Consider the following 25,189-nt stretch of genomic DNA (forward strand, 5'->3'; position numbering starts at 1 on the left):
TTCATTACGAAAGGTTACTGCAAATGTTCCCGTTTAAATTGCTCGATACTTTCCAGCGCGCGATTCGCGATCATTTCGTTCTTTTCTTTCTTGCTCCGAATCTTCTTCTCTAGCGGCGGGAATAACCCGAAATTAGCATTCATCGGCTGAAAATGCTTAAAATCGGCAGTCGTAATATAATGAGCCATGCTTCCCAGCGTAGTATGCTCCGGCAGGACAAGCGGCTCCAGACCGCGCGCAAGCCTCGCAGCGTTTATGCCGGCAATTAAGCCGGACGCAGCCGATTCCACATAACCTTCAACGCCGGTCATTTGACCTGCAAAGAACAGCGTGTCGCGGTTGTTAAGCTGGTATGTCGGCTTAAGCAGTCGCGGTGAATTGATAAAAGTATTGCGATGCATGACGCCAAAACGAACGAATTCAGCGTTTTCCAGTCCAGGTATTAATGAGAATACCCGCTTCTGCTCACCCCACTTCAAGTGGGTTTGGAAGCCAACCAGATTATATAACGTACCTGCTGCGTTATCTTGACGAAGCTGAATAACGGCATGCGGCAGCTTGCCCGTATGCGGGTTAACGAGGCCAACGGGCTTCATTGGACCGAATAATACCGTTTGCTTGCCTCTGCTCGCCATCACTTCAATCGGCATACAGCCTTCAAAGTATACTTCCTTCTCAAAATCCTTTACTTCTGCTTTCTCTGCCGTCGTAAGCGCCTCATGGAAAATTTCAAACTCTTCTTCCGTCATCGGGCAGTTCAAGTAGGCGGCTTCCCCTTTGTCATATCTGGAAGCCAAATAAACCTTATTCATATCGATTGAATCTTTTTCTACAATTGGAGCAGCTGCATCGTAGAAATAAAAGTACTCCTCACCAAGCAGCTCTTGAATTTGGGAAGATAAACCCGGTGCAGTCAGCGGCCCTGTAGCAATGACTACGATACCATCTGCCGGAATTTCCGTCACTTCCTCATTTCGCACTTCGACTAGCGGATGCTCATGCAGCCGCCGCGTAACCTCACCGGAAAATCCGTCCCGGTCAACCGCAAGCGCCCCGCCTGCCGGTACAGCATGCTGATCGGCGCTGCTCAAAATTAGCGAGTCAAGCCTGCGCATTTCTTCCTTTAGGACGCCTACCGCATTTGAGAGACCATTTGCCCGCAGGCTGTTGCTGCAGACAAGCTCTGCGAATTGGTTCGTATGATGGGCCGGCGTTTTCGTTACCGGACGCATTTCGTATAAAGTGACTGGTACTCCCTGCGATGCGATTTGCCATGCAGCCTCGCTGCCTGCAAGACCTGCTCCAATGACGGTTACTTTTTGTGGTTGTGACAAAATGTGTTCAATCCTTTCAGCATTTAATTCTCCCAGCATTATACAAAAAATTCAGTTATTTTAATCCGCTTAGATGAGTATGAACGATTCCTGCTCCATCCTGCCAAGGGGAGGGCCCACAGAGAGCTGCGCTCTTCTCATTTGAACTCATTGAAGGCAGCAGTGCTAAAGACGCTGGATTGTCAGGCTGGTTCATTGAGAGCTTCCGTACCTGCGGGACACGCTTACATTTTTGTGCGGGCTTGTTAATCAAAAATAATCCTTATTAGCAAATTAACAGGCCGTTTCACAACGGTGTCCTCCCTGTGTGGAGGGAGGACTCGTTCATACGTTTGAAATTGACGAGCATGTACTCTCCCTATTAGTCATTCGGCAAGAGAGAAGGTTACACCGTTATTCGGTATCCGTACCTTGCTCGTCTTCTTCCAGAACCTCTTCAGAGTAATCGCAGGTCGGGCAGAGCAGCTTTACGCCGCTGCGGTTGCGTTTCTCCACCAGTTTGGAATCGCACTGCGGACAGGGCTTGTTCGTCGGTTTGTCCCACGACACATAATCGCAGCCAGGATATTGATCGCAGCCATAGAAAATCCGGCCTTTTTTGCTGCGGCGCTCGATGATTTTGCCCTCTGCGCATTTCGGGCAAGTAACGCCAATGTCTTTGACGATCGGCTTTGTATTACGGCAATCCGGAAAGCCCGAGCAAGCAAGAAATTTACCGAAGCGTCCCATTTTGTAGACCAAGTGACGTCCGCACTTTTCACAAATCTCATCGGACACTTCATCCTGGATCTCGATTTCCTTCATTTCATCTTCGGCTACTTCTAATCTTCTCTCAAAGGATTCATAAAACTTTGCAAGAACCTTTACCCAATCCTCCGTGCCTTCTTCCACATGGTCAAGGTTGCCTTCCATGTTAGCCGTAAATTCGGCATCGAGAATTTCAGGGAAGAACTCCTCCATAAGCTGGATAACAAGATCACCAAGCTCGGTCGGCATAAATTTTTTCTCTTCCATTGCAATATAGCCGCGCTTCTGAATCGTCTCAAGCGTAGGCGCATACGTACTTGGACGTCCTATGCCGAGCTCCTCAAGCGTCTTTACAAGCCTAGCCTCCGTAAAGCGCGGCGGCGGCTGCGTGAAATGCTGCTTAGGATCAACTGATTCCGAGTTAATAACATCGCCTGCCGTGAGCGGCGGCAAAAACTTATGTTCCTCTACCGTGCCGTCATCATTGCCTTCCACATACACCTTCATAAAGCCGGCAAACTTTACTTTAGAGCCAGTAGCTCTAAACACCGTCTCGCCTGCCTGCAAATCGACCGTCATCGTATCCAGCACAGCTGATTGCATTTGGCTCGATACGAAGCGTTCCCAAACGAGTTTATATAACCGGAGCTGATCGCGGCTCAAAAAAGGCTTCATCGATTCGGGATCCCGCAAAATGGAGGTCGGCCGAATCGCTTCATGCGCATCCTGGGCGTTGCTATTTTTCTTCGAATAAACTCGCGGTTGTTCAGGCACGAAGTCTGCGCCGTATTTTTCCGTTATATATTCTTTTGCTTCCTCCTGCGCGACTGGCGATATCCGCGTGGAATCGGTTCTCATATAGGTAATTAAACCGACGGTACCTTCTTTGCCCAGCTCAACGCCTTCATAGAGCTGCTGTGCGACAGACATCGTCTTAGAAGCGCGGAAGCCTAGCTTCCTAGCCGCTTCCTGCTGCAGCGAGCTCGTGATGAACGGCGGTGCCGGATTGCGCAGACGCTCCTTCTCTCTTACGTCAGAGACCGTGAACTGGCTGCCCTTCATCGCGCTGAGCACTTCCTGCACTTCCGCTTCCTTGCCAAGCTCGCGCTTATCCCCGTTTATGGAATAATATTTCGCATCAAACGGAATGCCGGAATGACTAAGCTTCGCAGTAATGGACCAATATTCCTCGGGTATGAAAGCATCGATTTCATTTTCGCGGTCGATGATGAGCTTGACCGCAACCGACTGCACCCTGCCGGCAGACAAGCCCTTTTTCACTTTCTTCCATAACAAAGGACTGATTTTGTAACCGACCAATCGATCCAAAATCCGTCTCGCCTGTTGTGCATTGACTAAATCCATATTAATTTTGCGCGGCGTCTTGAATGCGTCCTTAACCGCTTGTTTCGTTATTTCATTAAATACTACGCGGCAAGCATCCGTCTCGTCCAGCTCCAAGTAGTGTGCCAAATGCCAAGCGATCGCTTCACCTTCGCGATCCGGATCGGCAGCCAGAAAGACATGTTTAACTTTTTTGCTGGCATCCTTCAATTCCTTGAGGACGCTGCCTTTGCCGCGTATCGTTATGTATTTTGGATTAAAATCATTTTCAACTTCGACGCCGATCTGGCTTTTGGGCAAATCGCGAATATGTCCCATTGAAGCTTTAACGATATATTTACTGCCTAAATATTTTCCGATCGTTTTGGCTTTAGCGGGTGATTCGACGATAACTAAAGAATCTGCCATGTAAGGCGCCTCCTCTCTCCATTGCAAGCTTATAAAGCAATATATATTGACCCTTGCTGCAATTCAATTTTGCGTTTTATACATAAATTTAGCAGAAGTGCGTTCAAATGTCCAAACGGAATGGCTGAGAGCTCATGCAATTCATTAATAGACAATGGCTGATCCCTTAATAAAGCGATCAATTTGTTCTCTTCTGCCGTTAACTTGACACCCTCTGCCTTCTGATTAGAACGGCCTGCTGTTTCTGCATCCTTGTATGCTTCTAATGCAGCAGGCAGCCAATTCAGCTCATCGATGATATCGTTAACGCCGCTTATTAGCTTCGCTTCTCCCCGCTTAATGAGCTCATTCGGTCCCTCGCTCTTCGGGGATGAGATCGGGCCGGGGATCGCGAACAGCTCCCGCGACATGTCCGATGCATGCTGCGCCGTAATCAGAGAGCCGCTCTTCGTAGCGCCTTCCACAACGACAGTTCCAACCGACAATGCTGCAATGATGCGATTACGCTGATGAAACTGTCCGGGATGCAGCGGCGTTCCGATAGGCGTTTCCGAGATGAGCAAGCCGTGCTCCGCAATCTTATGAAATAATGATAGATTTTCAGGCGGATAACATTTATCGATCGGCGTCGGTAGAATGGCAATCGTGCCTCCCGCTCCGTATAACGCCGCTTCATGAGCTTTACTATCGATGCCTCTTGCGAGACCGCTTACGACCGTTAAGCCGGCAGAGGAAAGATCCTGTGCCAGCGTAGTCGCTGAATGCCTGCCATAAGCTGTTGGCACTCTCGTTCCAACAACAGCGATAGCAGGTCGATGCAATAACTCAAGTCTCCCTTTAGCATATATGACCCATGGCGGCTGGGCGATTTCTCTTAAAATCTTTGGATACGAAGCATCATAGGGCGTCAGAGCAACCGCATTCGCTTTGGCGACCGCTTCGGACGGATCCTCTGTCAAAATCCATGGACGTTCTGCATAACGCTCTGCTGCTGATTGCGCTTGACCCCGATTTAAGCCTATAGCTAGTAAATCTTCTATACTCCATGATCTTTTATTCCAAAATTGATGCTGAACGGCCTTCTGAATGGAATGCCATCCGATACCTGGAATTTCATGAAAGGCAATAATCATTTGTCTGCGAATATCTTTATTCTGCTCCATATCAACCAACCCTTTCTTCGTCTGGGCTGGCCTGCATTCTTATCTATTGTGCGTTACACGCCATAAGATTGCAAGTCAACCGTAAAAATAATGGCAACCGGCAAATAAAAAAGCAACCTTCCAACTCCCGTTTTCGGGTTGTTGAAAGGTTGCTTACCTTGCTTCAATCGCTATGATTATTTACGTGTAATACATTTTTCGAGCAAGCCTTGCTCTTCAAGAACGCTTACAAGCGTTGAACCCATTTCGGATGGTGTTGGAGCTACTTTAATACCGCATGCTTCAAGCGTTGCGATTTTTTCAGCAGCTGTTCCTTTACCGCCGGAAATGATTGCGCCTGCATGTCCCATCCGTTTGCCCGGAGGCGCCGTAGCGCCGCCAATGAAGCCGACAACCGGTTTTTTCATGTTGGCTTTAATCCACTCAGCAGCTTCTTCCTCTGCCGTTCCGCCGATTTCACCAATCATAATAACCGCGTAGGTGTCTGGATCTTCATTGAAGAGATTCAAGATATCAATAAACTCCGAACCTTTTACCGGGTCGCCGCCGATACCTACTGCAGAAGATTGTCCAATTCCGCGAGTCGTCAATTGATGAACCGCTTCATAAGTCAATGTTCCTGAGCGGGAGATAACGCCTACGTGTCCAGCTGTATGAATGTAACCAGGCATAATACCGATTTTGCATTCATCCGGAGTAATAACACCTGGGCAGTTCGGCCCGATTAGAACCGTTTTGCTGCCGTCCATGTAACGTTTAACTTTTACCATATCCAGAACCGGAATGCCTTCAGTAATACAAATGACCAAGTCAAGCTCAGCGTCAACAGCTTCCATGATCGCATCCGCAGCAAATGCCGGTGGTACGTAGATAACCGAAGCGTTAGCTCCAGTAGCAGCTTTCGCCTGAGCAACCGTATTGAATACAGGCAATGATACGAGCGTGCCGTTATCAAGTGTGATGTCAACACTCGTGCCACCTTTACCAGGTGTTACGCCGCCAACCATTTGTGTGCCGTATTCCAATCCGCCTTTTGTATGGAACAAGCCAGTAGCTCCTGTAATACCTTGGGTAATGACTTTTGTATCTTTATTGACCAAAATGCTCACTCTTAACTCACATCCCCTGAATGAATTCGTATGCGGCCTAAAGCCACACAGCAAGTTATCTTATTTCACGAGAGCGACAATCTTCTGCGCGCCGTCCGCCATGGAATCCGCAGCCACGATGTTCAATCCCGATTCTTTCAAAATGTTTTTGCCGAGGTCTACGTTCGTGCCTTCTAGACGAACAACGAGCGGACGGTCAAGGCCGACTTGCTTCGCTGCTTCGACAACACCGTTTGCAATAACGTCACAACGCATAATGCCTCCGAAAATGTTAACGAAAATACCTTTAACCTTTTCATCGGACAAAATGATTTTGAACGCTTCCGTTACCTTCTCAGCTGTCGCACCGCCCCCTACGTCTAGGAAGTTGGCAGGGTCGCCGCCGTAATATTTGATAATATCCATTGTCGCCATCGCAAGACCCGCACCATTAACCAAGCAACCGATGTTGCCGTCAAGAGCGATGTAGCTAAGGTCGAATTTAGACGCTTCGATTTCTTTAGCGTCTTCTTCTTCCAAGTCGCGTAGCTCAATGATATCTTTGTGACGGTAAAGTGCATTGGAATCGAAGTTAAGCTTTGCATCAAGTGCAATAACTTGTCCATCGCCAGTTACGACGAGCGGATTGATTTCTGCAATGGAAGCGTCTTTCTCTACGAAAGCTGTGTAGAGCGAAATCATGAACTTAACCGTCTTGTTAACAAGCTCATTAGGGATGTTGATTGCGTAAGCCAATTTGCGGGCTTGGAAAGCTTGCAGCCCAACAGCCGGATCAATGATCTCTTTGAAAATTTTCTCCGGGGAGTGCTCGGCTACTTCTTCAATCTCCGTGCCGCCCTCTTCCGAAGCCATCATAACGACACGACCCGTACCGCGGTCTAATACTACGCCGATATAATACTCTTTCTTGATGTCGCAGCCTTGCTCGATCAGAAGACGTTTTACTTCTTTGCCTTCCGGACCTGTTTGATGCGTAACGAGCACTTTGCCTAAAATCTCGCCAGCGTATGCACGCACCTCGTCAATGCTTTTTGCCACTTTAACTCCGCCCGCTTTACCACGGCCGCCTGCGTGAATTTGTGCTTTCACGACAACCACCGGTGTTCCGAGCTCTTTAGCAGCTTCAACAGCTTCGTCTACGGAGAAGGCTACTTTTCCTTCTGGTACGACGACACCATACTGTTTCAAGACTGCTTTCCCTTGATACTCATGGATATTCATTGTTGAAATCCTCCATTTCACAGACTGAAATCAGTCATATGTACACAAACCTCTATTATTGTAGCACCTTTCGACATTTGTTACCTTATTTTCATACATAATTAATACGGCTTTTTTGATATGGATTTCATCTCAAATTGAGATTAAACAAATGGATCAGCATTTGCTGACATCTGATCACCCGGGGAACTACGCCATCTAGTATGACCAAAACATCTTTTCTATACGCGAAAATTTTAAACATTGACAACCTGAATACAACTAATCTATGATAATTCCAAATTCATATCTTAGCGACGGAATCGAAAGGAAGCACCTTCATTCACACAAATGGGGGTGCTTTTTGTCTTGTTTAGTTTAATTCACAGTGCAAGCGTGTATGGGGTAGACGGGAAAAGTATATCGGTAGAGGTGGATATTTCGAGCGGTTTACCACAAATCAATATCGTTGGCCTCCCAGATCCGGCCGTCCGTGAATCTGTCGAGCGAGTGAGAGCGGCGTTGAAAAACAGCGGCTTTAACTTCCCAATGGACAGGATCACAGTTAATTTGGCACCTGCCGACCTGCGTAAAGAAGGAACATCGTTCGATTTGGCCATTGCGGCTGGCATTTTGACGGCAAGCGGTCAAATAAGCGCCGCCCTATTCGAGAATACGCTGCTGTTAGGTGAGCTTTCTCTAAACGGAAATGTCCGTCCGGTAGCCGGCGTTTTGGCGATGCTTGAGCAAGCAAAGAGACATGGGTTTACGCGCGTTTTGCTGCCAATCGGCAACGTGAAGGAAGCAAGCTGGATTACAGGTATGGAGTTATTTGCGTTAAGTCATTTGAACGAGCTCGATTTACACAAAAAGAAACAAGAAAGCTGGCAGCATATTCGCGTCAATCAAGACATTGACTCTGCCTATAATCGAGACTCGCATCACACTTCACTTGAGAGACTGGACAGCACTGGAGATTACGGGGATGTCATTGGACAGCATCAAGCCAAACGCGCAATGCTCATTGCTGCAGCCGGCAATCATAATATTCTTCTGAGCGGACCGCCAGGCACCGGTAAAACGATGATGATCCGCCGTCTGCCAGGTATTTTGCCGCTATTGAACGAACAGGAAGCGCTGGAGGTTACGAAAATTTACAGTGTGGCAGGCAAGCTGCTCGAAGGCTCCCGCGGCCTCATTACCGATCCGCCTTTCCGCGCGCCTCACCATACGATTTCTGCAGGCGGATTAATCGGCGGCGGCTCGATACCGAAGCCTGGCGAAGTAACGCTTGCTCATCGCGGTGTTCTTTTCCTGGATGAACTGCCTGAGTTTCCAAGGCAAGTGCTGGAGGTCATGCGTCAACCGCTTGAGGACCGAATTGTGACCATTTCCCGCTCCAAGGCTGTGTTCCAGTTTCCAGCAAGCATCATGCTCGCAGCCTCCTTTAATCCTTGTCCGTGCGGATACTATGGACATGAGTACGGGGATAAGCGATGTACTTGCAGCGCATCTGCCATTGGCCGCTATCGTTCAAAGATATCCGGTCCATTGCTTGACCGTATCGACTTGCAGCTTGAGGTGCCGCGCCCCATTTCACTTGACCACGCAAAGTCTGGACCATCTCTTAACACCGCTCAAATGAGGAAGCTCGTGCTGGAAGCTAGAGCCTTCCGGCACGCCCGCATCGTTAATAACGGCTCCAAAATTATTGGTGAATTAACAGGCGCTGCTCTCCGCAAAACTGTAAATATAAAGCAAGGTGCACTCAGCCTATTAGAAAATGCTTTTGAAGCGCTTGGAATCAGCATGCGCGCTTATGACCGGATGCTGAGGCTTGCCCGCACCATAGCCGATCTCGAGGCCAGCGAATCGGTCGAAGCTGCGCATGTCGCTGAAGCCATTCAATATCGCGGGCTGGACAGGCAGCTTCCATGATCGTAAAGCCAAGGGCTTTCTTCTTAGGTTTATAACCCGGGAGAAAGCCCTTCAATTTGCCATTCTATTAAAAAGCGCTCTCGAAATGCTTGCATTCGACGATCGATTCATCCATTCCGTTCAAGGTTATAGCAATAACATCGAATCGAACGGATGCAGCAGGTCGCCCTATGCTGCGCAAATATACCTGAGCCGTATCTCTCAGCTTTTGCTGCTTCCGGCGATCAACGGACTCGGCTGCCGTGCCGAACCTGCCGCCTGCCTTTCTTGTCCGCACTTCTACAAATATGAGTCTGTCATCCCGCTCCGCGATAATATCGATTTCTCCACTGCGGCAGCGCCAATTTCGGTCCACTATGGCATAGTTCGCTTCCGTCAAGTAAACGGAAGCTGCGGCTTCCCCAATCTGTCCCGTATGCTTTCTAGTACCCCGTTTAATTTGTCTGCTAACTGCTTCTACGTCATCAACCATTTTTCATATCCCTCGCTTTGCGGTCAGAACGATAGACGAAGCTTAAAATTTCTGCAACCAGCGTATAAAGCTCGGGCGGAATTTCTTGATCAATATCGAGCTTGGAGAGCACTTCAACTAAAGAGGAGTCTTCTTGCACGGGAATGCCGTTTTCCTTCGCTCTCTCCAGTATAAGATCCGCCAAATGACCTTTACCTTTAGCTACCATAACCGGAGCCGCTCGTTCACCGGGCTCGTATTTTAGCGCAACGGCTTTCCTGATTTTCGATTGCTGCGGGTTATTCTCCTGCTCGCTGCTCATATGCGGTAATCGACTCCTTTGTAGCGATTGGTAGAAAAGGCGGACATTTCAGGCAGCTGCCGGCTCTTCGCCGCCGCCCCTTCCCCCTCCGGCCTTTGCTCGCCAGCCTTTGGCAAAGGTGTTGTACGAAGCGAAAGCAGCTGATAGCCTGCTTGCTGAAGGCTGCCCGCAATTTCGGAACGAGATGACTCAGCGAGCATTGATATAGCGGGATGATCGTTCCATAAATTCAAGCTAACCATTTTGTCCATCACATTTACGTCAACCATCGTGTCTCCAAGCGTATTCATAGACAAGTTGAACAACAGCCTGCAGTTGGAGGAGTCCAGTTCTCCTTTGCGTCCGCGTCTTGTCTGAATATGAACCGATGCGGTCTGTTTCCCGTCCGTGCTATTAAGCGGAATAAACATCGTCACATGTGTAAGCACTGAACTATTGCGTTCAGGCGTGAGCAACAGCTGCTGCCCCGTTATTTGCTGGATGAGCTGCTGCGCAGTTTCCTTAATTGCAGGCGGCGTATTTTCCGTAGAAACGAATGAAAGCAGCGCGCTTTTCAATGACTCGTGCTGTGAGGGTGAGGAGGAATCTGCCCCAGGTATGCCATCCGCTACAGTTGAAATGACCGCTGCGGCAGCCCGATCGGCGGTATGTTTAAATTCTTGAATTTTTACTGACTGTTGATCGTCTTCATTCCCCGTACTCCCGTGGGCGGAAATAACCGTTTGAGCCGCTTCCTTGCTGCCAGCATCAACTGACGGGAGCATTTGCGGTGCAGGATGATTTGGTGATGCAGCAGAAGACTTCACAACAGCATCTGCTGAGACTGACTGTGAAGCAGGCGCTGGCGTTGGCTGGTTAGACTGTGTTTCCGTTGTAACCGCTTTGGCAAGCTGGAGCTCATGGTCCACCCCCATCCACTTCATCATCTGTCCCAGCCAATTAGGAGGACTTGATGCAGCTCGAGCCGCTTGCGGCATAGCTTGCTGCCCGGAGCCCTCTTCTGCCGCAGCCAAAATGGATGTGCTGCCCTGAAGCACATCTGTCTTTGTCAATTGCGCATTTTGCTGTTTTGCAGCTGCAGCTTCTTTTGAACCAGCTCCTGAAGCACTCAATGTCTCGCCCGGACTCTCAGAAGACGCGCTTCGAAGCAGCTCCATACCTTCGGTCAGTAGAGCTAGTACACGCGCAGCCGCATGCGGTAATGACTTCGCCTCTGTCCCTCCGTCTGAGCCGGCTGCAATAGACGATAGCTGCTGCTGCAGCGTTTCGAGCAGCTCGTGCGCGCTGCGTCCGAACATAACCTGCTGCATGGCTCCAACAGCGGCTCCAGTCATGGGCAAACCGCGCTTAAACGTGGCTGAGGCTGCCTGCATCCATTGCTCTGCATCTCCGCCTTCCGGCATCGCGGAAGCTGCCTGCTGAAAGGCTTGTGCAACCTCGCGGTTCAGTATGACGCCTTCTTTTCTTAGATCCTTCACTAGAATAGCGGCCCACTTCTGATCGGGCAATGCCAGCTGCTTGGCCCATTCCTTAAATGTATCCTCCGGCAATCCCACAACGCCCGGTTCAACCTGCTTCAGCATGACGAGCGCCCCGCCGGATTGCGGCTGTACCTGCAGCATCGCTGATTGCCCCGCTTGAAGCGTGAGCTCTAGCTTCGCCCGCACCTGCACACCGTTAATCTGAACGAGCGCTTCGTTATTTTCCATAACTTGCAGGATGACGCCTCGCACAATTTGTCCAACCCTCAGCTCTATTGCCCGCGAATCCGCGCTTGACGCTTCTCCCAAGAAGCTTCGCATCATTTGACTAATATTCATCTATTCATCCGCCTCCGCAGTTTCAGCGCCAATCTACAAGTTACTTTATTGCGCTTATCATTCTGCATATAAATCGTACTTCTCCGTTAAACTCATAAACCTTATATCGGTTATTAAGAGCCAAGCATGAAGCGATTTACCCCAAAAAAACAAACTTAAAATAAAAAAGACGCCCGATCATTACACCAGGCATTCCTTTGCCTGGTACAATCAATCAAGCGTCATTCAGCATCCCTTCCGGGCAGCAGCTAAAAGAGCAGCAATTGCTCCTCCGTAAATAAGTTGCCGAGAAACGTTCTGCGATGCAATGGACTAGGCCCATTCTCAAGCAAACGCTCGCGGTGCTGCTTCGTCGCATAGCCTTTATGAATAGCGATACCATAAGCGGGGTATTCCTGCTCCCATTGCAGCGCGCAAAGCCTATCGCGCGTAACCTTAGCCACGATAGACGCCGCTGCGATCGACTGGCTGGTAGCATCACCTTTGATGATCGACAGCTGCGGCAGCGGGACGTCAACCTTCTCCGCATCGACAAGCAAATAATCGGAAGGAATCTGCAGTGATTCCACAGCAAGCTTCATCGCTAGTCTAGCAGCCTGCTTAATATTGATGCGGTCAATCGTTTCTGCATCAACGCAAGCGGCCGACCAGGCCACGCATTCCCGCAATATAATGTCATACATCTGATCGCGCTTCTTCTCGGACAGTTTCTTGGAGTCATTTACTCCCTCAATCACTAGCCCCGGCGGCAAAATAACAGCAGCAGCCACAACGTCTCCGAACAGACATCCGCGGCCTACTTCATCCACGCCGGCAATAGCGCTGTATCCGTCTTGCCATAACGACTGTTCATATTGCAGCACGTTACGTTCCCCCGTTTCAAATCAATAAGGTGGAGCTTCAAGCGTAATGCGTCCAAGCTTCCCTGAGCGCAAATCACGTAAAATAATCCCGGATGTTTTCTCCAAATCGACACGCCCACCGCTTACCAGACAGCCTCTCCGGCGTCCGATATCCTCCATTACCCGTACGATTTCATCCGAATCGGAAGCATCTTTAGGAGGCGTTTCAAGCTCATAGCGCTCTTTTATGTTAGGCCAGTAACGGTCCACCAGCTCACGCATCGCAAAAAATGCGATATCGTCAACGTTTAAAATCTGCTCTCTAATCGCGCCAGTCATCGCAAGCCGGTAGCCGACAAGCTCATCCTCAAACTTCGGCCACAAAATACCAGGTGTATCGAGCAGCTCCATTTCCGTTCCAATCTTAATCCATTGCTGCCCTTTCGTAACGCCTGGCCGGTCACCCGTTAAAGCAATGGCGCGGCCTGCCAGCTTATTAATAAGCGTGGATTTCCCGACATTCGGTATGCCTACGATAAGACCGCGGATTGCGCGCGGATTTATTCCTTTTGCGATTTGACGAGCTATTTTCTCATGCAAAATCTGCTTCGCTTTAAGCGGAACTTCATTGACCTTTGTTCCCGTTGATGAATCGATCGCGATCGATTCATGACCTTCGTTACGGAAATACGCCATCCATTGCTCAGTCGTCTTCGGATCGGCCAAATCAGATTTGTTCAATACAATCAGTCTTGGCTTTCCGTTCAAAATTTCCTCAATCATCGGATTACGGCTCGAAAGCGGAACCCGGGCATCCAATAGTTCGATGGCAAGATCGATTAATTTGAGCTTGTCCTGTATTTGCCGTTTCGCCCGGGTCATATGACCCGGAAACCATTGAATGGTCATTTACTCACCTCATTTAGTCCAGTGCTTAATAAACTCTAGCTTGTTCAGCGGCCAAAAAATAATATCGGCGCGGCCAACAACTTCTTTATCCGTTACAAAACCGATGAACCGGCTATCCGTGCTATCGCCGCGATTATCGCCAAGCGCAAAAATCGAACCTTCAGGAACCGTCATTTCCGTCACATCTGAATTCGGAAAGTTGGGGCCAGTGTTGTATAGCTCACCCTTGGCATGGGCCGCTTCAATAGCTTCCTTTATATAAGGCTCATCGATTTTCTTGTCGTTAATATAAAGGTCATCGCCTTCAAGTCTAATTTTATCGCCAGGCACGCCAATAACCCGTTTAATGAATTTTCGTCCCTGCTCCGGAACATCGAATACAACTACCTCTCCGAATTTCGGTTCGCGGATCGTATACAATATTTTATTTACAATTAAGCGTTCGCCCGTCTCGAAATTCGGCTGCATCGATGGTCCGTCCACGATAAACGGCGAGAATAAAAATTGGCGAATGAGAAATACGAGCACGACCGCGATAACCAATGCCTTAATCCATTCGACAATTTCCTTATAGGTACCGCTTTGCTTGCCGGATGTGGATTCATGGGTCACTGCTCGGTCTGGTAAATTTTGTTGAATATTCGCATGGTTTTGTGTATCCTTCAAATCATTCGTATTACCGTTGTTCAGCCCGTCATTTCGCTGCTGTGAGTCCACTCTGTCCGCCTTCTTCCCTAAGCTGTAATATGTAAATGACCTTTGAGAAAAAACGAAAAGGAGCTTGTTTGCGCAAGCCCCTCTTGTCGTTTGTTCTTAACGAATTTCTTTAATACGAGCAGCTTTTCCGCGAAGACTACGTAGGTAGTACAATTTCGCGCGACGTACTTTACCACGGCGAGCCACTTCGATTTTTTCGATTTTAGGCGAGTTAAGCGGGAAAGTTCTTTCCACACCAACACCGTAAGAAATTTTACGTACTGTAAAAGTTTCGCTAATTCCGCCGCCGCGACGTTTAATTACAACGCCTTCGAACAATTGGATACGCTCACGAGTTCCCTCGATAACTTTTACATGAACTTTTAGCGTGTCACCAGGACGAAAGTTCGGTAGACCTTGGCGCAGGTTTTCTTGCGCAATTGTTTGCAAAAGATTCATTTGATTCACTCCTTCCACCATAGACGTTCTTATAAGCTCACCGAATTCCTCTGAACCGGATCATCGCTGATAGCGGACCGTCCGACTTAACGAACAACATTAGAAATTTTACCATAACCAGCCCAATAATACAACACGATTTTTTTATTCCTATTTCATGTATACTAAATAATGACAAACACCGACTAGAAGAGGTGACCAATTTGCACTATTATAAGCAATCCGTTTCAGCTATTAAAAAAGGAGGGATCGCTACTGTACTGTTGCTATTGACCATTTCAGCGCCCGCGCAAGCGTTCGCAGAGCCCTTGACCTTCAAAGATACGAACGGTCACTGGGCAGGCTCCTACATATCCTGGGCTATCGAACAGAAATTAACGCAGGGTTATGGCGACGGCTCATTCAAGCCCAATAAGCTCGTTAATGAAGCGGAATTTCTTGCAATGCTTTTAAGAGCTTACGGCATTTCACCCGAATCGTCAGCAAGCGGCAGCACTTGGTTTAAGCCTTATTACGATTATGCGGATAGTTTGGGGTGGCCGACAAGCTCCTTGCCGCAAAATGGGGAATTTCGCCGCGGACAAGCAGCCGTGCTCCTCGCATCCGCCGTTAACGGCAAAGCATTTAATGAACAGGATGCCATTCAGTGGCTTCTTGACGAAAAGATATCTAACGGCCGAACTTCCGCCACCGTAAGCGGCTTTATCCCGGACGGAAAGCTTACGCGCGCCGAAGCGCTCACCTTCTTTTACAACCTCAAGCTTCACTCGGCAGTGCTATCAAAAGAAAAAATTCCCAAAACAGGCCATACCCTTAGCGGAATTGCCTTGAACGATACGCTGCAAAAGCTCCTGCAGCAGCTGGGAAAACCGTCCCGTATCGACCCGAGCGAATATGGATTTTCCTGGTATATCTATAACAAAAGCTACACGAACTTCATGATGTTTGGCGTGCAAAATGATCGCGTAACAGCGCTCTTCTCCAATGCTGGAGACAGCTGGATAAGCTCGGAAGGAATCAAAATCGGCCAAACGATTGCGGAAGCCAAGAAGCTCATTAATCACGCTTCTACTGCCGAGACAAATGACGACTATTATGCTTATACAACTGGCAGCGAACGGACGACACTCTTCATAGACAGACAAGACGGAAGCAAGATCACCGGCATGCTTCTGATGAATCTAGCCTTTACCAAGCCAGTAAAAGCAGCTTATACGAGTAAGCTCGAAGCTGTATTTGAGCAGCAGCTGTTCGATCTCGCAAATGCTGAACGCGCCGCTCGCGGCATCCCTGTTTTACAATGGGACAAGCTAGCTGCCGCATCTGCTCATAATCATAGCGGCGATATGAGGTCTCGCGATTTTTTTGATCATACGAATCCCGACGGATTGTCCCCTTTTGACCGCATGAAGGCTGCGGGCGTTCAATACCATTCTGCCGCAGAAAACATCGCAGCCGGTTACCCGGATAGCATTTTTGCCCACTACGGCTGGATCAACTCCAAGAAAGGACATCGCGAGACGCTGCTCGACAACACGCTTAAGCGTCTTGGAACAGGCGTTTCCGTTGGAGGCGACTATCATGTTTATTATACCCAAAATTTTTATACGCCATAAGCCGCTCTTCTATTCCAGCCTGAACGTCTGGTTACAAGTATCACATCATAAGCTTAAAATTTAGTCATCCTATATTTAATAATCGAACAAAGCCGCAACGGGTTCCGTTACGGCTTTGTTTCTGACTGAGATTAATCTATTTATCCGCTTTATTAGTCTCCTGCTTCGACTGAGCAGCCAGCCACTTCCGTTCCTTATCCGAAAGCGCAGCGCTCTTCAGCAGGTCAGGACGGCGCTGCAGCGTCCGAAGCAGCGACTGCTCGCGGCGCCACACCTCAATATTCGCATGATGGCCGGAAATGAGGACATCCGGCACTTCCCAGCCGCGAAATTCAGCAGGCCGCGTATAATGAGGATGCTCAAGCAAACCCGTGCTATAAGAGTCTGTAACTGCTGAGGTTTCATTGCCAAGCACCCCGGGAAGCAATCTAACGATGCTGTCAATGAGAACCATCGCCGGAATTTCTCCGCCCGTTAGGACATAATCTCCGATCGATAGCTCGTCCGTAACCAGATGCTCGCGAATACGCTCATCATAGCCTTCATAATGGCCGCAAATGAGAACCAGATGCTGCTCCTTTGCAAGCTCTTCTGCCTTCTGCTGCGTAAACTGCTCCCCTTGCGGACACAGCAGGATGACACGAGGCTTTACATGTTCATCCAGCTTAAGATCCTCAACTGCCGCAAATACCGGCTCAGGCTTCAGCACCATGCCGCCGCCGCCGCCGTATGGGTAGTCGTCGACCGTATTATGCTTATTGCCCGAATAAGCACGAAAGTTAATGGCCTGAGGGGAGACGATCCCTTTTTCTTTCGCTTTTCCCAGAATACTCGCATTAAATACGCCGTCGAACATTTCCGGAAACAGCGTCAGCACATCTATTTTCATCGGTTAAATCAATCCTTCCATCAAGCGGACCGTCACGGTTTTTTCTGTTGTGTTGACGCTTATTAAAACTTCGTCGATGACGGGTAAAAGCAGCTGCTTGCCGGAGCCTTTGGGCCGGTCAACAACCCATACATCATTTGCACCCGGGCTTAAAATTTCGGAAATCGTGCCCAGCTCCTCGCCTTCTTCCGTTACGACGCGGCAGCCTATTATCTCGTGGTAATAATATTCGCCTTCATCCAGGTCAACCAGATTAGCTTCAGATACCTTAAGCACCCATCCCTTATATTTCTCCACCTGATTAATGTCATTGAAGCCTTCCAGCTTCAGTATGTATACGTTTTTGTTCGGCCGGGAGCTAATTACCTTCACTTCAAGAGATGCTCCGTTTTCCTCATTCAGCATGAGCAGCTTACTGCCGGCTGCGAAACGGACATCTGCAAAATCCGTTTGCGAAAGTATTTTCAACTCTCCCCGAAGACCATGCGTATTAACAATTTTCCCGACTGTAAACCATTTTTCGCTCATTACAACCAGCCCTTCATTTGTGTATATCCTTATTATACATACAAAAACGGCTTCGTTCCACGCTGGAGAACGAAGCCGCTAGGTTAAGCCTATGCCTAAAAAGGCCAGCACATTAAAAAAAGGCTAGGACATTCATCCTAACCTTCTTCCCGTACGTTCATCATGACATAATGTCGACGATGACGCGCTTTTGCGATTTGACGGAAGCAGAAGTCACTACCGTACGCATCGCTTTCGCTATGCGTCCCTGTTTACCGATGATTTTACCGACATCCTCGGGGTGAACCGAAAGCTCGTATATCGTGCCACGGTCATCATCCTTCACATTGATTTGCACCTGATCGGGATGATCAACCAATGCCTTCGCTATGACAAGAATCAATTCTTTCATCTCAAGGCCCTCCGCTATTCAACAGTTATTTCTGTTGCCGAAGCTCATGGAACTTTTTAAGAACACCAGCTTTGGAAAGCAAGTCACGAACTGTATCAGATGCTTGCGCACCTGTTTGCAGCCATTTCAACGCTTTTTCTTCATCGATCTTAACTTGAGCCGGTTGTGCAACCGGGTTATAAGTGCCGATCTCTTCGATAAAACGTCCGTCACGCGGTGAACGGGAATCCGATACTACTACGCGGTAGAAAGGAGCTTTGTGAGCACCAATTCTTTTCAAACGAATACGTACTGCCATGAAAATTCACCTCCTTCAAAGAGTAAACAGCTGTTAAAACGGGAACTTCATATTTTTGCCGAGCAAGCCCTTCAGGCCTTTCTTGCCGCCCTTCGGCCCTTTCGGCCCCATCATCGATGAAAATTGCTTCATCATTTTCTTCATGTCGTCAAACTGCTTAATGAGGCGGTTGACCTCAACAACCGTTGTGCCGCTGCCGGCAGCAACGCGCTTGCGGCGGCTATGATTAAGCAGCTCCGGCTTTTGTTTCTCCTCTTTCGTCATGGAGCGGACAATCGCCTCGACGCGGCCGATTTGCTTCTCATCGACCTTCATATCCTTCATGCCCTTCATCTTGTTCATGCCGGGCAGCATATCCATAATTTGATCGAGCGGCCCAAGATTGCGAACCTGCTCCATCTGATCGAGGAAATCGTCGAACGTAAACTCTGCTGTGCGCATTTTACGTTCCATTTCCTTCGCTTTCTCTGCATCGATGTTCGACTGCGCTTTCTCAATGAGAGACAGCATATCCCCCATGCCGAGAATCCGGGAGGCCATTCGTTCCGGATGGAACGGCTCCAAGGAGTCGATCTTCTCACCCATCGCCGCGAATTTAATCGGACAGCCCGTTACGGCTTTGACTGAAAGCGCCGCGCCGCCGCGTGTATCACCATCGAGCTTGGTCAGCACGACACCGGTTAAAGCGAGCTGCTCATGAAAGCTTTGCGCTACGTTAACCGCATCTTGACCAGTCATCGCATCAACGACGAGAAGCACTTCATCCGGCTTCGTAATCTGATGAATTTGCTTCAGCTCTTCCATCAGCTCTTCGTCGATATGTAAGCGGCCTGCGGTATCGATAATGACATAATCATTGCCGTTCTCTTTGGCATGCTGAAGTCCGGCACGCGCAATTTCTACCGGTGATGTCTGATCACCAAGCGAGAAGACTGGCGCATTAATCTGTTCGCCAAGAACCTGAAGCTGCTTAATCGCAGCGGGACGATAAATATCACACGCGATAAGAAGCGGCTTATTGTTGCTCTTCTGGAGCAGCTTAGCAAGCTTGCCTGTCGTCGTCGTCTTACCGGCACCCTGCAAACCTGCCATCATAATGACTGTAGGAGGCTTGTTTGCCTTCACCAACTTGCTTTGTGTGCCGCCCATAAGCTCGGTCAGCTCTTTATTTACGATATCGATGACGACCATGCCGGGCGTAAAGCTCTTTGACACATCGAGGCCAATTGCCCGTTCCTTCACTTTCGCGATAAAATCCTTCACGACCTTAAAGTTAACGTCCGCCTCTAGAAGCGCCAATCGCACCTCGCGCATCGCTTCGCTAACATCTTCTTCGGATACCTTACCTTTGCCCCTCAGCTTGCTGAACACATTTTGAAGCCGGCTTGATAAGCTCTCAAATGCTGCCATGTACCGTCACCTCCACTCTTCATGTATTATTCAGCTAAATTAAATTGTGCAATCACACTCATAAGCGACTGCCTGTCCTGCTCGGCAATCGAAAGCTCGTTTACGCTGTTGACAAGCTGTACCGTTAATTGTAAAAGCGATTCATGTCTTACAAGCAAGCCAAGCTTGCTCTCATAGCTCTCAAGCACCTGTTCAGCTCGCTTGATATGCTCATAAACCGCCTGTCGGCTAATGCCGAACTCTGCCGCGATCTCTCCAAGAGAGAAATCATCATGAAAATAATATTTGAGGAACGTCCGCTGCTTCTCTGTTAAGAGCGGCTCGTAAAAGTCGAACAAGAAGTTTATTCGGGTCGTTTTGGATAAGGCATCTGGTTCATTTGCTTTCATCCCCGCAGCCCCTCCTGTTATTATGCTTGTGTCACCGACAAGGTAAATACCTTTACACCAGGCGACGTCTTATATCATACATGACGCCATAGGCAGCTGTCAAGCATTTCCCCTTGTCACCTTTACAAGCAGCAAAGACCAGCAGTGTGCTCGGCCCATAAGCGCGTTATTCCGTCGTTTTCTCCGAATCCTGCGAATCCTCGCGCTGTATTAGTCCGGCAAACAGCGCATGGATAAATTGCTCCGAATCAAACTGCTGCAGGTCGCCCATTTTCTCTCCTAGTCCAACAAGCTTAACCGGCAAGCTAAGTTCATTGCGGATCGCGATAACGATGCCGCCCTTAGCTGTACCGTCCAGCTTCGTCAGCACAAGACCGGTAACACCGCTCTTCTCGCCGAACAGCTTCGCTTGACTGAGCGCGTTTTGACCCGTCGTTGCATCCAGCACAAGCAGTACCTCATGCGGGGCATCCGGCAGCTCGCGCCTAATGACGCGAAAAATTTTATTGAGTTCCTCCATCAAATTCGTTTTATTTTGCAGCCTTCCAGCTGTATCGCACAAGAGCACATCTACGCCGCGCTGTTTAGCAGCTTGCACCGCATCGTACATAACGGCCGCCGGATCTGCTCCTGACTGCTGCTTAATAACGTCGACGCCTACGCGCTGACCCCATACCTCCAGCTGCTCGATTGCTCCTGCACGAAAAGTATCGCCGGCTGCCATAAGCACGCTTTTGCCCTCGTTCTTGAACTTGTGCGCAAGCTTTCCGATTGTCGTCGTTTTACCGACACCGTTAACCCCTACGAACAAAATAACGGTAATACCGCTCGAAGCCATCCGTAAACCGGATTGATCGTCACCCTTCATAAGCTGGATCAGCTTCTCGGAAAGAACCGGCTGCAAATCTGCGGCATCCTCGATCTTGCGCTTTTTCACCTCGATGCGGAGATCGTCAATCAGCTGCATAACGGTATTTACGCCAACATCCGCGCCAATTAAAATCTCTTCAAGCTCCTCGTAAAATTGCTCGTCGATTTTTTTGCGGCGCGTAATAAGCTCCTCGACTTTCTCTACGAATGCCGTACGCGTCTTCGATAAGCCTTCTTTGAAAATATTCGTTACCGCTTCCGTCTTTGTTGCTATGCTTTCCTTCAGCCTCTTAAAAAAACTCATCGTTTCAACTCCCCATCCTCACATTGCCGGATTTATTTGTTTATGCGGATACCGGCTCTTCATCATCTTCTAAGCGTACCGACACAAGCTTCGATACGCCGCCTTCCTCCATCGTAACGCCATATAACACATCTGCTTCTTCCATCGTACCCTTTCGGTGGGTTACTACGATGAATTGCGTCAGCTCCGAAAACTCTCGCAAATATTGAGCGAAACGCGAAACGTTTGCTTCGTCGAGCGCGGCTTCTACCTCATCGAGCACGCAGAACGGAACCGGCTTCACCTGCAAAATGGCAAACAGCAAGGCGATCGCCGTCAATGCGCGCTCTCCGCCCGACAGCAGCTGCAGGTTTTGCAGCTTTTTGCCCGGCGGCTGCGCAACGATATCAATGCCGGTATCGAGCACGCGATCCGGCTCTACGAGTACAAGATCAGCTCTTCCTCCGCCGAATAACTTCGCGAATACGATGACAAAATGTCCGCGAATCGCTTCAAAAGTCATTTTGAACCGTTTCGACATTTCATCGTCCATTTCACGGATAACCTGATACAGCGTCGTTTTCGCTTCGATTAAGTCATTCTTCTGCTCCGACAAAAATTCAAACCGTTCGCTAACCCGCTCATATTCCTCGATAGCGCCCAGGTTAACCTCGCCAAGCGCCGTTATTTGGCGTTTAATATCTCTAACCTCATTCTGCGTCCCCACAACATCCTCAGGAACCGGGTACTGCTCTTTTGCGAGCTCGTAGCTGAGCTCGTATTCCTCGCTAAGCTTGCGAAGCAGATTGTCCAGCTCCACGTCAAGCCGGTTAGCTGCTATCTCCGTCTGCCGCATTTGCTCCTCGACTTGTCTGAGCTGCGCGCGCTGCTCCTTCGTCTCACTTTCACCCATATCGAGCTCAGTAATACGCTGTGCGCGCGCAGATCGTTTCAAATCCGTCTGTTCCGCGCACTCTTGCTTCTTCAAGCGAAGGTGGTTAAGCTGCTCAATTTGCTGCACGGTTTCCTCGGCATGCCGCTTCAGCTCTTCCTCCTGCTGTACAGACAAGGAGCGCAGCCCTGTCAGCTCCTGCTTCGCCCGCTGAATATCAGCGCGCACGCGTGCCGATTGATCCTCGAACGAGAGCCTTTCCTGATCCGTCTTCGCCGCGGCGATTTTAATATCGGTAAGCTGGCCTTGCAGCTCTTCCTTAGCCGATTCGCTCGCTTTGCGCCGCCCTTCCGCCATACGTATCGCTTCCTGCAGCCTTGCCTCATCTACGACAAGCTGCTCTAACCGGAGCTCTGCCGCTGCAGCCGCTGCCTGCACATCCTTCTGCTCGGATAAATGCGTATTGCGGTCTGCCGAATACAGCTGCCGTTGCTCATCTAAATGCTTGGCTTCATTGTTCAGCTGCTGAAGCTCGGCTCTGATTTGCTGCTCCTCAATCCGGCTTTTCTCTCCTTCAGCCCGTAACTCCTCTATCTTTTGAGTACGTATCGAATGCTCCTTGCGCAAATCGCTTAGCTTATTGCGCAGCTGCTCCACCATTCTGCGCGCACTCGCAATCTCTAGATCAAGCGCGTCGATCTGACGTTGACGCCCAAGCAAGCTGGCCCCCTTCTTCTGCAAGCTGCCTCCCGTCATCGATCCGCCGGCATTTACGATATCGCCCTCAAGCGTAACGACGCGGTAACGGTATTGGCACTTCGAAGCGATTCGATTCGCTTGTTCAAGCGTTTCGGCAAGCAGGACGTTGCCCAGCAAATTGTTCACGATTGCCGCATAACGGGAATCCGAGCTGACCAGATCAGCCGCGACTCCAACGAATCCATCGACCGATTCTGCAGTCCGCTTGTCATGCTCAGGCACTTGTCTGCCGCGAATGACATCCAGCGGCAAGAAAGTAGCCCGTCCAAGCTGGCGCTGCTTTAGAAAGGCGATCGCGGTACGGGCCGTTTTCTCGTCCTCCATAACAATGTGCTGAAGAGCGCCGCCAAGCGCCGTCTCAACAGCCGTCTCGATACGTTCAGGAACGCGAACGAGCTCCGCAACCGCGCCATGAACACCGCTAATGCCGCCGCTGCCGCGCCTTGAGGCTTTCAGCACTTCTTTAACACCCTGCATGAAGCCATCTAAAGCATCCTGCATTTCCTTCATCGTGTCGCGCCTCGAAACGTGACTGTCGAGCTTTTGCTCCCACTTTCGGATGGCTAATGTAACTTCTTCCAAGCTTTGCGAAATCGTTTTGGTTTGCTCTGTCTCAGCGAGCGTTGTATTCCTTGCCTGGTCGAGGCGAACGAGCGTAGATTCAAGCGTAAGCGTTAGCTCTGACCGTCTTGTATCCAGTCTTGCTTGCTGCTCCTGCCACTTCGTCTCGTCCTCGCTAATTCGCTCCATCCGCCGCTGCAGCGTTTCCTGCTGCTGAGCCGCATATCGAATTTCATTGCGATGCTGAGCCATAGCGCTGAGCACCTCCAGCAGCTCGCTCTTAAGCGTTTCTTCCGCATCGACAACTGCGCCGCCTGCAACGCCAAGCAAACGCGCTTCCTCTTCGGAAATTTTCGCGCGAAGATCGGCCAACTGCAGCTGAAGCGCCGCAGCGCGGCTGCGGAATTCCGCTTCCTCCTGAGTCATTGTGCCAATGCGGGCATCCTGCGCGGCAATTGATTCTTCAAGCTGCCGTTTATTTTGCTCCAGATTGCGTTTGCGCTCTTTAAGAACCTCGCCATAGCCCTCGCATTTCTCAAAATCCTCGCTAATTTGCAGCATCGCTTCATGAAGCTGGTCGAGAGCTTGCTCAAGCTCCCTCAGCTGCTGACGATCCTTCTCCAAATGCGCATCATGCTTGCTTACAACAGTGGACAACTGAAGCTGCTCCTGCTGCAAACGCTCAAGCTTGCCGTTCGCTTCAGTCCAAGAGCTGTGGATCTGTTCAATGTTATGTACGTACATTGAGATTTCCTTCGTTTTCAGCTGTTCCTTAAGCGCTTTGAAATGAATCGCTTTCTCCGATTGCTTGCGCAGCGGACCAACTTGATCCTCAAGCTCCGTTACCAGGTCATGTATTCGGAGCAGATTCTGCTCGGTTTCATCGAGCTTCCTCTGCGCTTCGCGTTTACGCGACTTGTATTTGACTATGCCGGAGGCTTCCTCAAAAATACCGCGCCGGTCCTCCGAGCGCGTGCTTAAAATCTCTTCAATTCGGCCTTGTCCGATGATGGAGTAAGCCTCTTTACCGATACCGGTATCCATGAACAGCTCGGTAATATCTTTTAGCCTGCACGGCTGCTTGTTAATCAAATATTCGCTATCGCCGCTCCGGTGTACGCGGCGGGTGACCGTAACCTCGTTATATTCAAGAGGCAGCGCACCGTCAGCATTATCCAGAGTAAGCGAAACCTCGCTATAGTTGACTGCCTTACGGGCATCGCTGCCGGCAAAAATAATATCCTCCATCTTGCCGCCGCGCAAACTCTTCGCGCTTTGCTCGCCAAGCACCCAGCGTATGCCGTCCGAAATGTTACTTTTTCCGCTGCCGTTCGGCCCTACCACCGCTGTAATTCCGGTTACAAATTCCATTTCAGTCTTATCGGCGAAAGACTTAAAGCCTGATAATTCAATCCGTCTCAGAAACATGTTTTGGTTTTCACCTCACCCCTCATTGTACCACATCTAGTGGGCCTTGATAACTCTTACGGCGCTTTAACGCACCCCGGTGATCACGGGTATCGCCATCCTTAGATGATAAAAAAGCTTCGATTCCATTTAT

22 protein-coding genes are annotated in these 25,189 nt (G+C 49.5%); 2 read left to right on the forward strand and 20 right to left on the reverse strand.

Translation table 11 applies throughout. The features are described 5' to 3' along the window. Nucleotides 1–14: 14 nt before the first annotated feature. The 5 genes from trmFO to sucC form a co-directional block, all read right to left on the reverse strand. The gene (trmFO, locus tag AC0YNZ_RS01190; protein ID WP_475824913.1) at nt 15–1,334 is read right to left on the reverse strand and encodes an FADH(2)-oxidizing methylenetetrahydrofolate--tRNA-(uracil(54)-C(5))-methyltransferase TrmFO; all 1,320 of its coding nucleotides are present in this window, start codon (nt 1,332–1,334) and stop codon (nt 15–17) included. A gap of 393 nt (nt 1,335–1,727) precedes the next feature. After that, entirely contained in the window at nt 1,728–3,833 is a 2,106-nt protein-coding gene (gene topA / locus AC0YNZ_RS01195) for a type I DNA topoisomerase (protein ID WP_475824914.1), read from the reverse strand. Between the two features lie 29 nt (nt 3,834–3,862). After that, on the reverse strand, nt 3,863–4,996 hold the full coding sequence (gene dprA / locus AC0YNZ_RS01200; protein ID WP_475824915.1) for a DNA-processing protein DprA: 1,134 nt from the start codon (nt 4,994–4,996) through the stop codon (nt 3,863–3,865). Nucleotides 4,997–5,172: 176 nt separating this feature from the next. Then, entirely contained in the window at nt 5,173–6,105 is a 933-nt protein-coding gene (gene sucD, locus AC0YNZ_RS01205; RefSeq protein WP_110769030.1) for a succinate--CoA ligase subunit alpha, read from the reverse strand. A gap of 60 nt (nt 6,106–6,165) precedes the next feature. Next, nucleotides 6,166–7,326, reverse strand: coding sequence for an ADP-forming succinate--CoA ligase subunit beta (gene sucC, locus AC0YNZ_RS01210; protein WP_110769031.1), 1,161 nt, complete (start codon nt 7,324–7,326; stop codon nt 6,166–6,168). Nucleotides 7,327–7,674: 348 nt separating this feature from the next. Between sucC and AC0YNZ_RS01215 the strand changes: the two genes are divergently transcribed. Further along, nucleotides 7,675–9,243 carry a YifB family Mg chelatase-like AAA ATPase gene (locus AC0YNZ_RS01215; protein WP_475824916.1) on the forward strand — a complete coding sequence of 523 codons (1,569 nt, stop codon included), beginning with the start codon at nt 7,675–7,677 and terminating at the stop codon, nt 9,241–9,243. Nucleotides 9,244–9,310: 67 nt separating this feature from the next. Here AC0YNZ_RS01215 and AC0YNZ_RS01220 read toward each other — a convergent pair whose 3' ends face one another. The 7 genes from AC0YNZ_RS01220 to rplS form a co-directional block, all read right to left on the reverse strand. Next, nucleotides 9,311–9,715: a YraN family protein gene (locus tag AC0YNZ_RS01220; RefSeq protein WP_475824917.1), complete on the reverse strand. Its 405-nt coding sequence runs from the start codon at nt 9,713–9,715 to the stop codon at nt 9,311–9,313. After that, nucleotides 9,708–10,016 carry an EscU/YscU/HrcU family type III secretion system export apparatus switch protein gene (locus tag AC0YNZ_RS01225; RefSeq protein ID WP_475824918.1) on the reverse strand — a complete coding sequence of 103 codons (309 nt, stop codon included), beginning with the start codon at nt 10,014–10,016 and terminating at the stop codon, nt 9,708–9,710. The genes AC0YNZ_RS01220 and AC0YNZ_RS01225 overlap by 8 nt, the downstream gene beginning before the upstream one ends. Beyond that, nucleotides 10,013–11,836 (reverse strand): hypothetical protein, encoded by a 1,824-nt coding sequence (locus AC0YNZ_RS01230; RefSeq protein ID WP_475824919.1) that lies wholly within the window; start codon nt 11,834–11,836, stop codon nt 10,013–10,015. The genes AC0YNZ_RS01225 and AC0YNZ_RS01230 overlap by 4 nt, the downstream gene beginning before the upstream one ends. 248 nt (nt 11,837–12,084) lie before the next feature. After that, nucleotides 12,085–12,699, reverse strand: a complete 615-nt coding sequence (locus AC0YNZ_RS01235; RefSeq protein ID WP_475824920.1) for a ribonuclease HII — start codon at nt 12,697–12,699, stop codon at nt 12,085–12,087. Between the two features lie 21 nt (nt 12,700–12,720). Next, nucleotides 12,721–13,587 carry a ribosome biogenesis GTPase YlqF gene (gene ylqF / locus AC0YNZ_RS01240; RefSeq protein ID WP_110769036.1) on the reverse strand — a complete coding sequence of 289 codons (867 nt, stop codon included), beginning with the start codon at nt 13,585–13,587 and terminating at the stop codon, nt 12,721–12,723. A 9-nt stretch (nt 13,588–13,596) separates the two neighbouring features. Next, entirely contained in the window at nt 13,597–14,199 is a 603-nt protein-coding gene (lepB, locus tag AC0YNZ_RS01245; protein ID WP_475825475.1) for a signal peptidase I, read from the reverse strand. A 201-nt stretch (nt 14,200–14,400) separates the two neighbouring features. After that, nucleotides 14,401–14,742: a 50S ribosomal protein L19 gene (gene rplS / locus AC0YNZ_RS01250; RefSeq protein WP_053375699.1), complete on the reverse strand. Its 342-nt coding sequence runs from the start codon at nt 14,740–14,742 to the stop codon at nt 14,401–14,403. Nucleotides 14,743–14,945: 203 nt separating this feature from the next. Between rplS and AC0YNZ_RS01255 the strand changes: the two genes are divergently transcribed. Further along, nucleotides 14,946–16,358 carry a CAP-associated domain-containing protein gene (locus AC0YNZ_RS01255; RefSeq protein WP_475824921.1) on the forward strand — a complete coding sequence of 471 codons (1,413 nt, stop codon included), beginning with the start codon at nt 14,946–14,948 and terminating at the stop codon, nt 16,356–16,358. A 136-nt stretch (nt 16,359–16,494) separates the two neighbouring features. Here AC0YNZ_RS01255 and trmD read toward each other — a convergent pair whose 3' ends face one another. The 8 genes from trmD to smc form a co-directional block, all read right to left on the reverse strand. After that, nucleotides 16,495–17,247 carry a tRNA (guanosine(37)-N1)-methyltransferase TrmD gene (gene trmD, locus AC0YNZ_RS01260; RefSeq protein WP_475824922.1) on the reverse strand — a complete coding sequence of 251 codons (753 nt, stop codon included), beginning with the start codon at nt 17,245–17,247 and terminating at the stop codon, nt 16,495–16,497. A gap of 3 nt (nt 17,248–17,250) precedes the next feature. After that, nucleotides 17,251–17,775, reverse strand: coding sequence for a ribosome maturation factor RimM (gene rimM, locus AC0YNZ_RS01265; protein ID WP_475824923.1), 525 nt, complete (start codon nt 17,773–17,775; stop codon nt 17,251–17,253). A 160-nt stretch (nt 17,776–17,935) separates the two neighbouring features. Further along, a complete protein-coding gene (locus AC0YNZ_RS01270; protein ID WP_110769040.1) occupies nt 17,936–18,166 on the reverse strand; it encodes a KH domain-containing protein in 231 nt (76 codons plus the stop codon). Between the two features lie 25 nt (nt 18,167–18,191). After that, nucleotides 18,192–18,464 carry a 30S ribosomal protein S16 gene (gene rpsP / locus AC0YNZ_RS01275; RefSeq protein WP_056637034.1) on the reverse strand — a complete coding sequence of 91 codons (273 nt, stop codon included), beginning with the start codon at nt 18,462–18,464 and terminating at the stop codon, nt 18,192–18,194. A 33-nt stretch (nt 18,465–18,497) separates the two neighbouring features. Continuing rightward, a complete protein-coding gene (gene ffh, locus AC0YNZ_RS01280; RefSeq protein WP_475824924.1) occupies nt 18,498–19,874 on the reverse strand; it encodes a signal recognition particle protein in 1,377 nt (458 codons plus the stop codon). 26 nt (nt 19,875–19,900) lie between these two features. Next, a complete protein-coding gene (gene ylxM / locus AC0YNZ_RS01285) occupies nt 19,901–20,263 on the reverse strand; it encodes a YlxM family DNA-binding protein (protein WP_475824925.1) in 363 nt (120 codons plus the stop codon). 166 nt (nt 20,264–20,429) lie between these two features. Further along, a complete protein-coding gene (gene ftsY, locus AC0YNZ_RS01290; protein WP_475824926.1) occupies nt 20,430–21,437 on the reverse strand; it encodes a signal recognition particle-docking protein FtsY in 1,008 nt (335 codons plus the stop codon). Between the two features lie 40 nt (nt 21,438–21,477). Next, nucleotides 21,478–25,056 carry a chromosome segregation protein SMC gene (gene smc / locus AC0YNZ_RS01295; protein WP_475824927.1) on the reverse strand — a complete coding sequence of 1,193 codons (3,579 nt, stop codon included), beginning with the start codon at nt 25,054–25,056 and terminating at the stop codon, nt 21,478–21,480. Nucleotides 25,057–25,189: the final 133 nt, after the last annotated feature.

The organism is Paenibacillus sp. J2L1-98, from assembly GCF_056269405.1.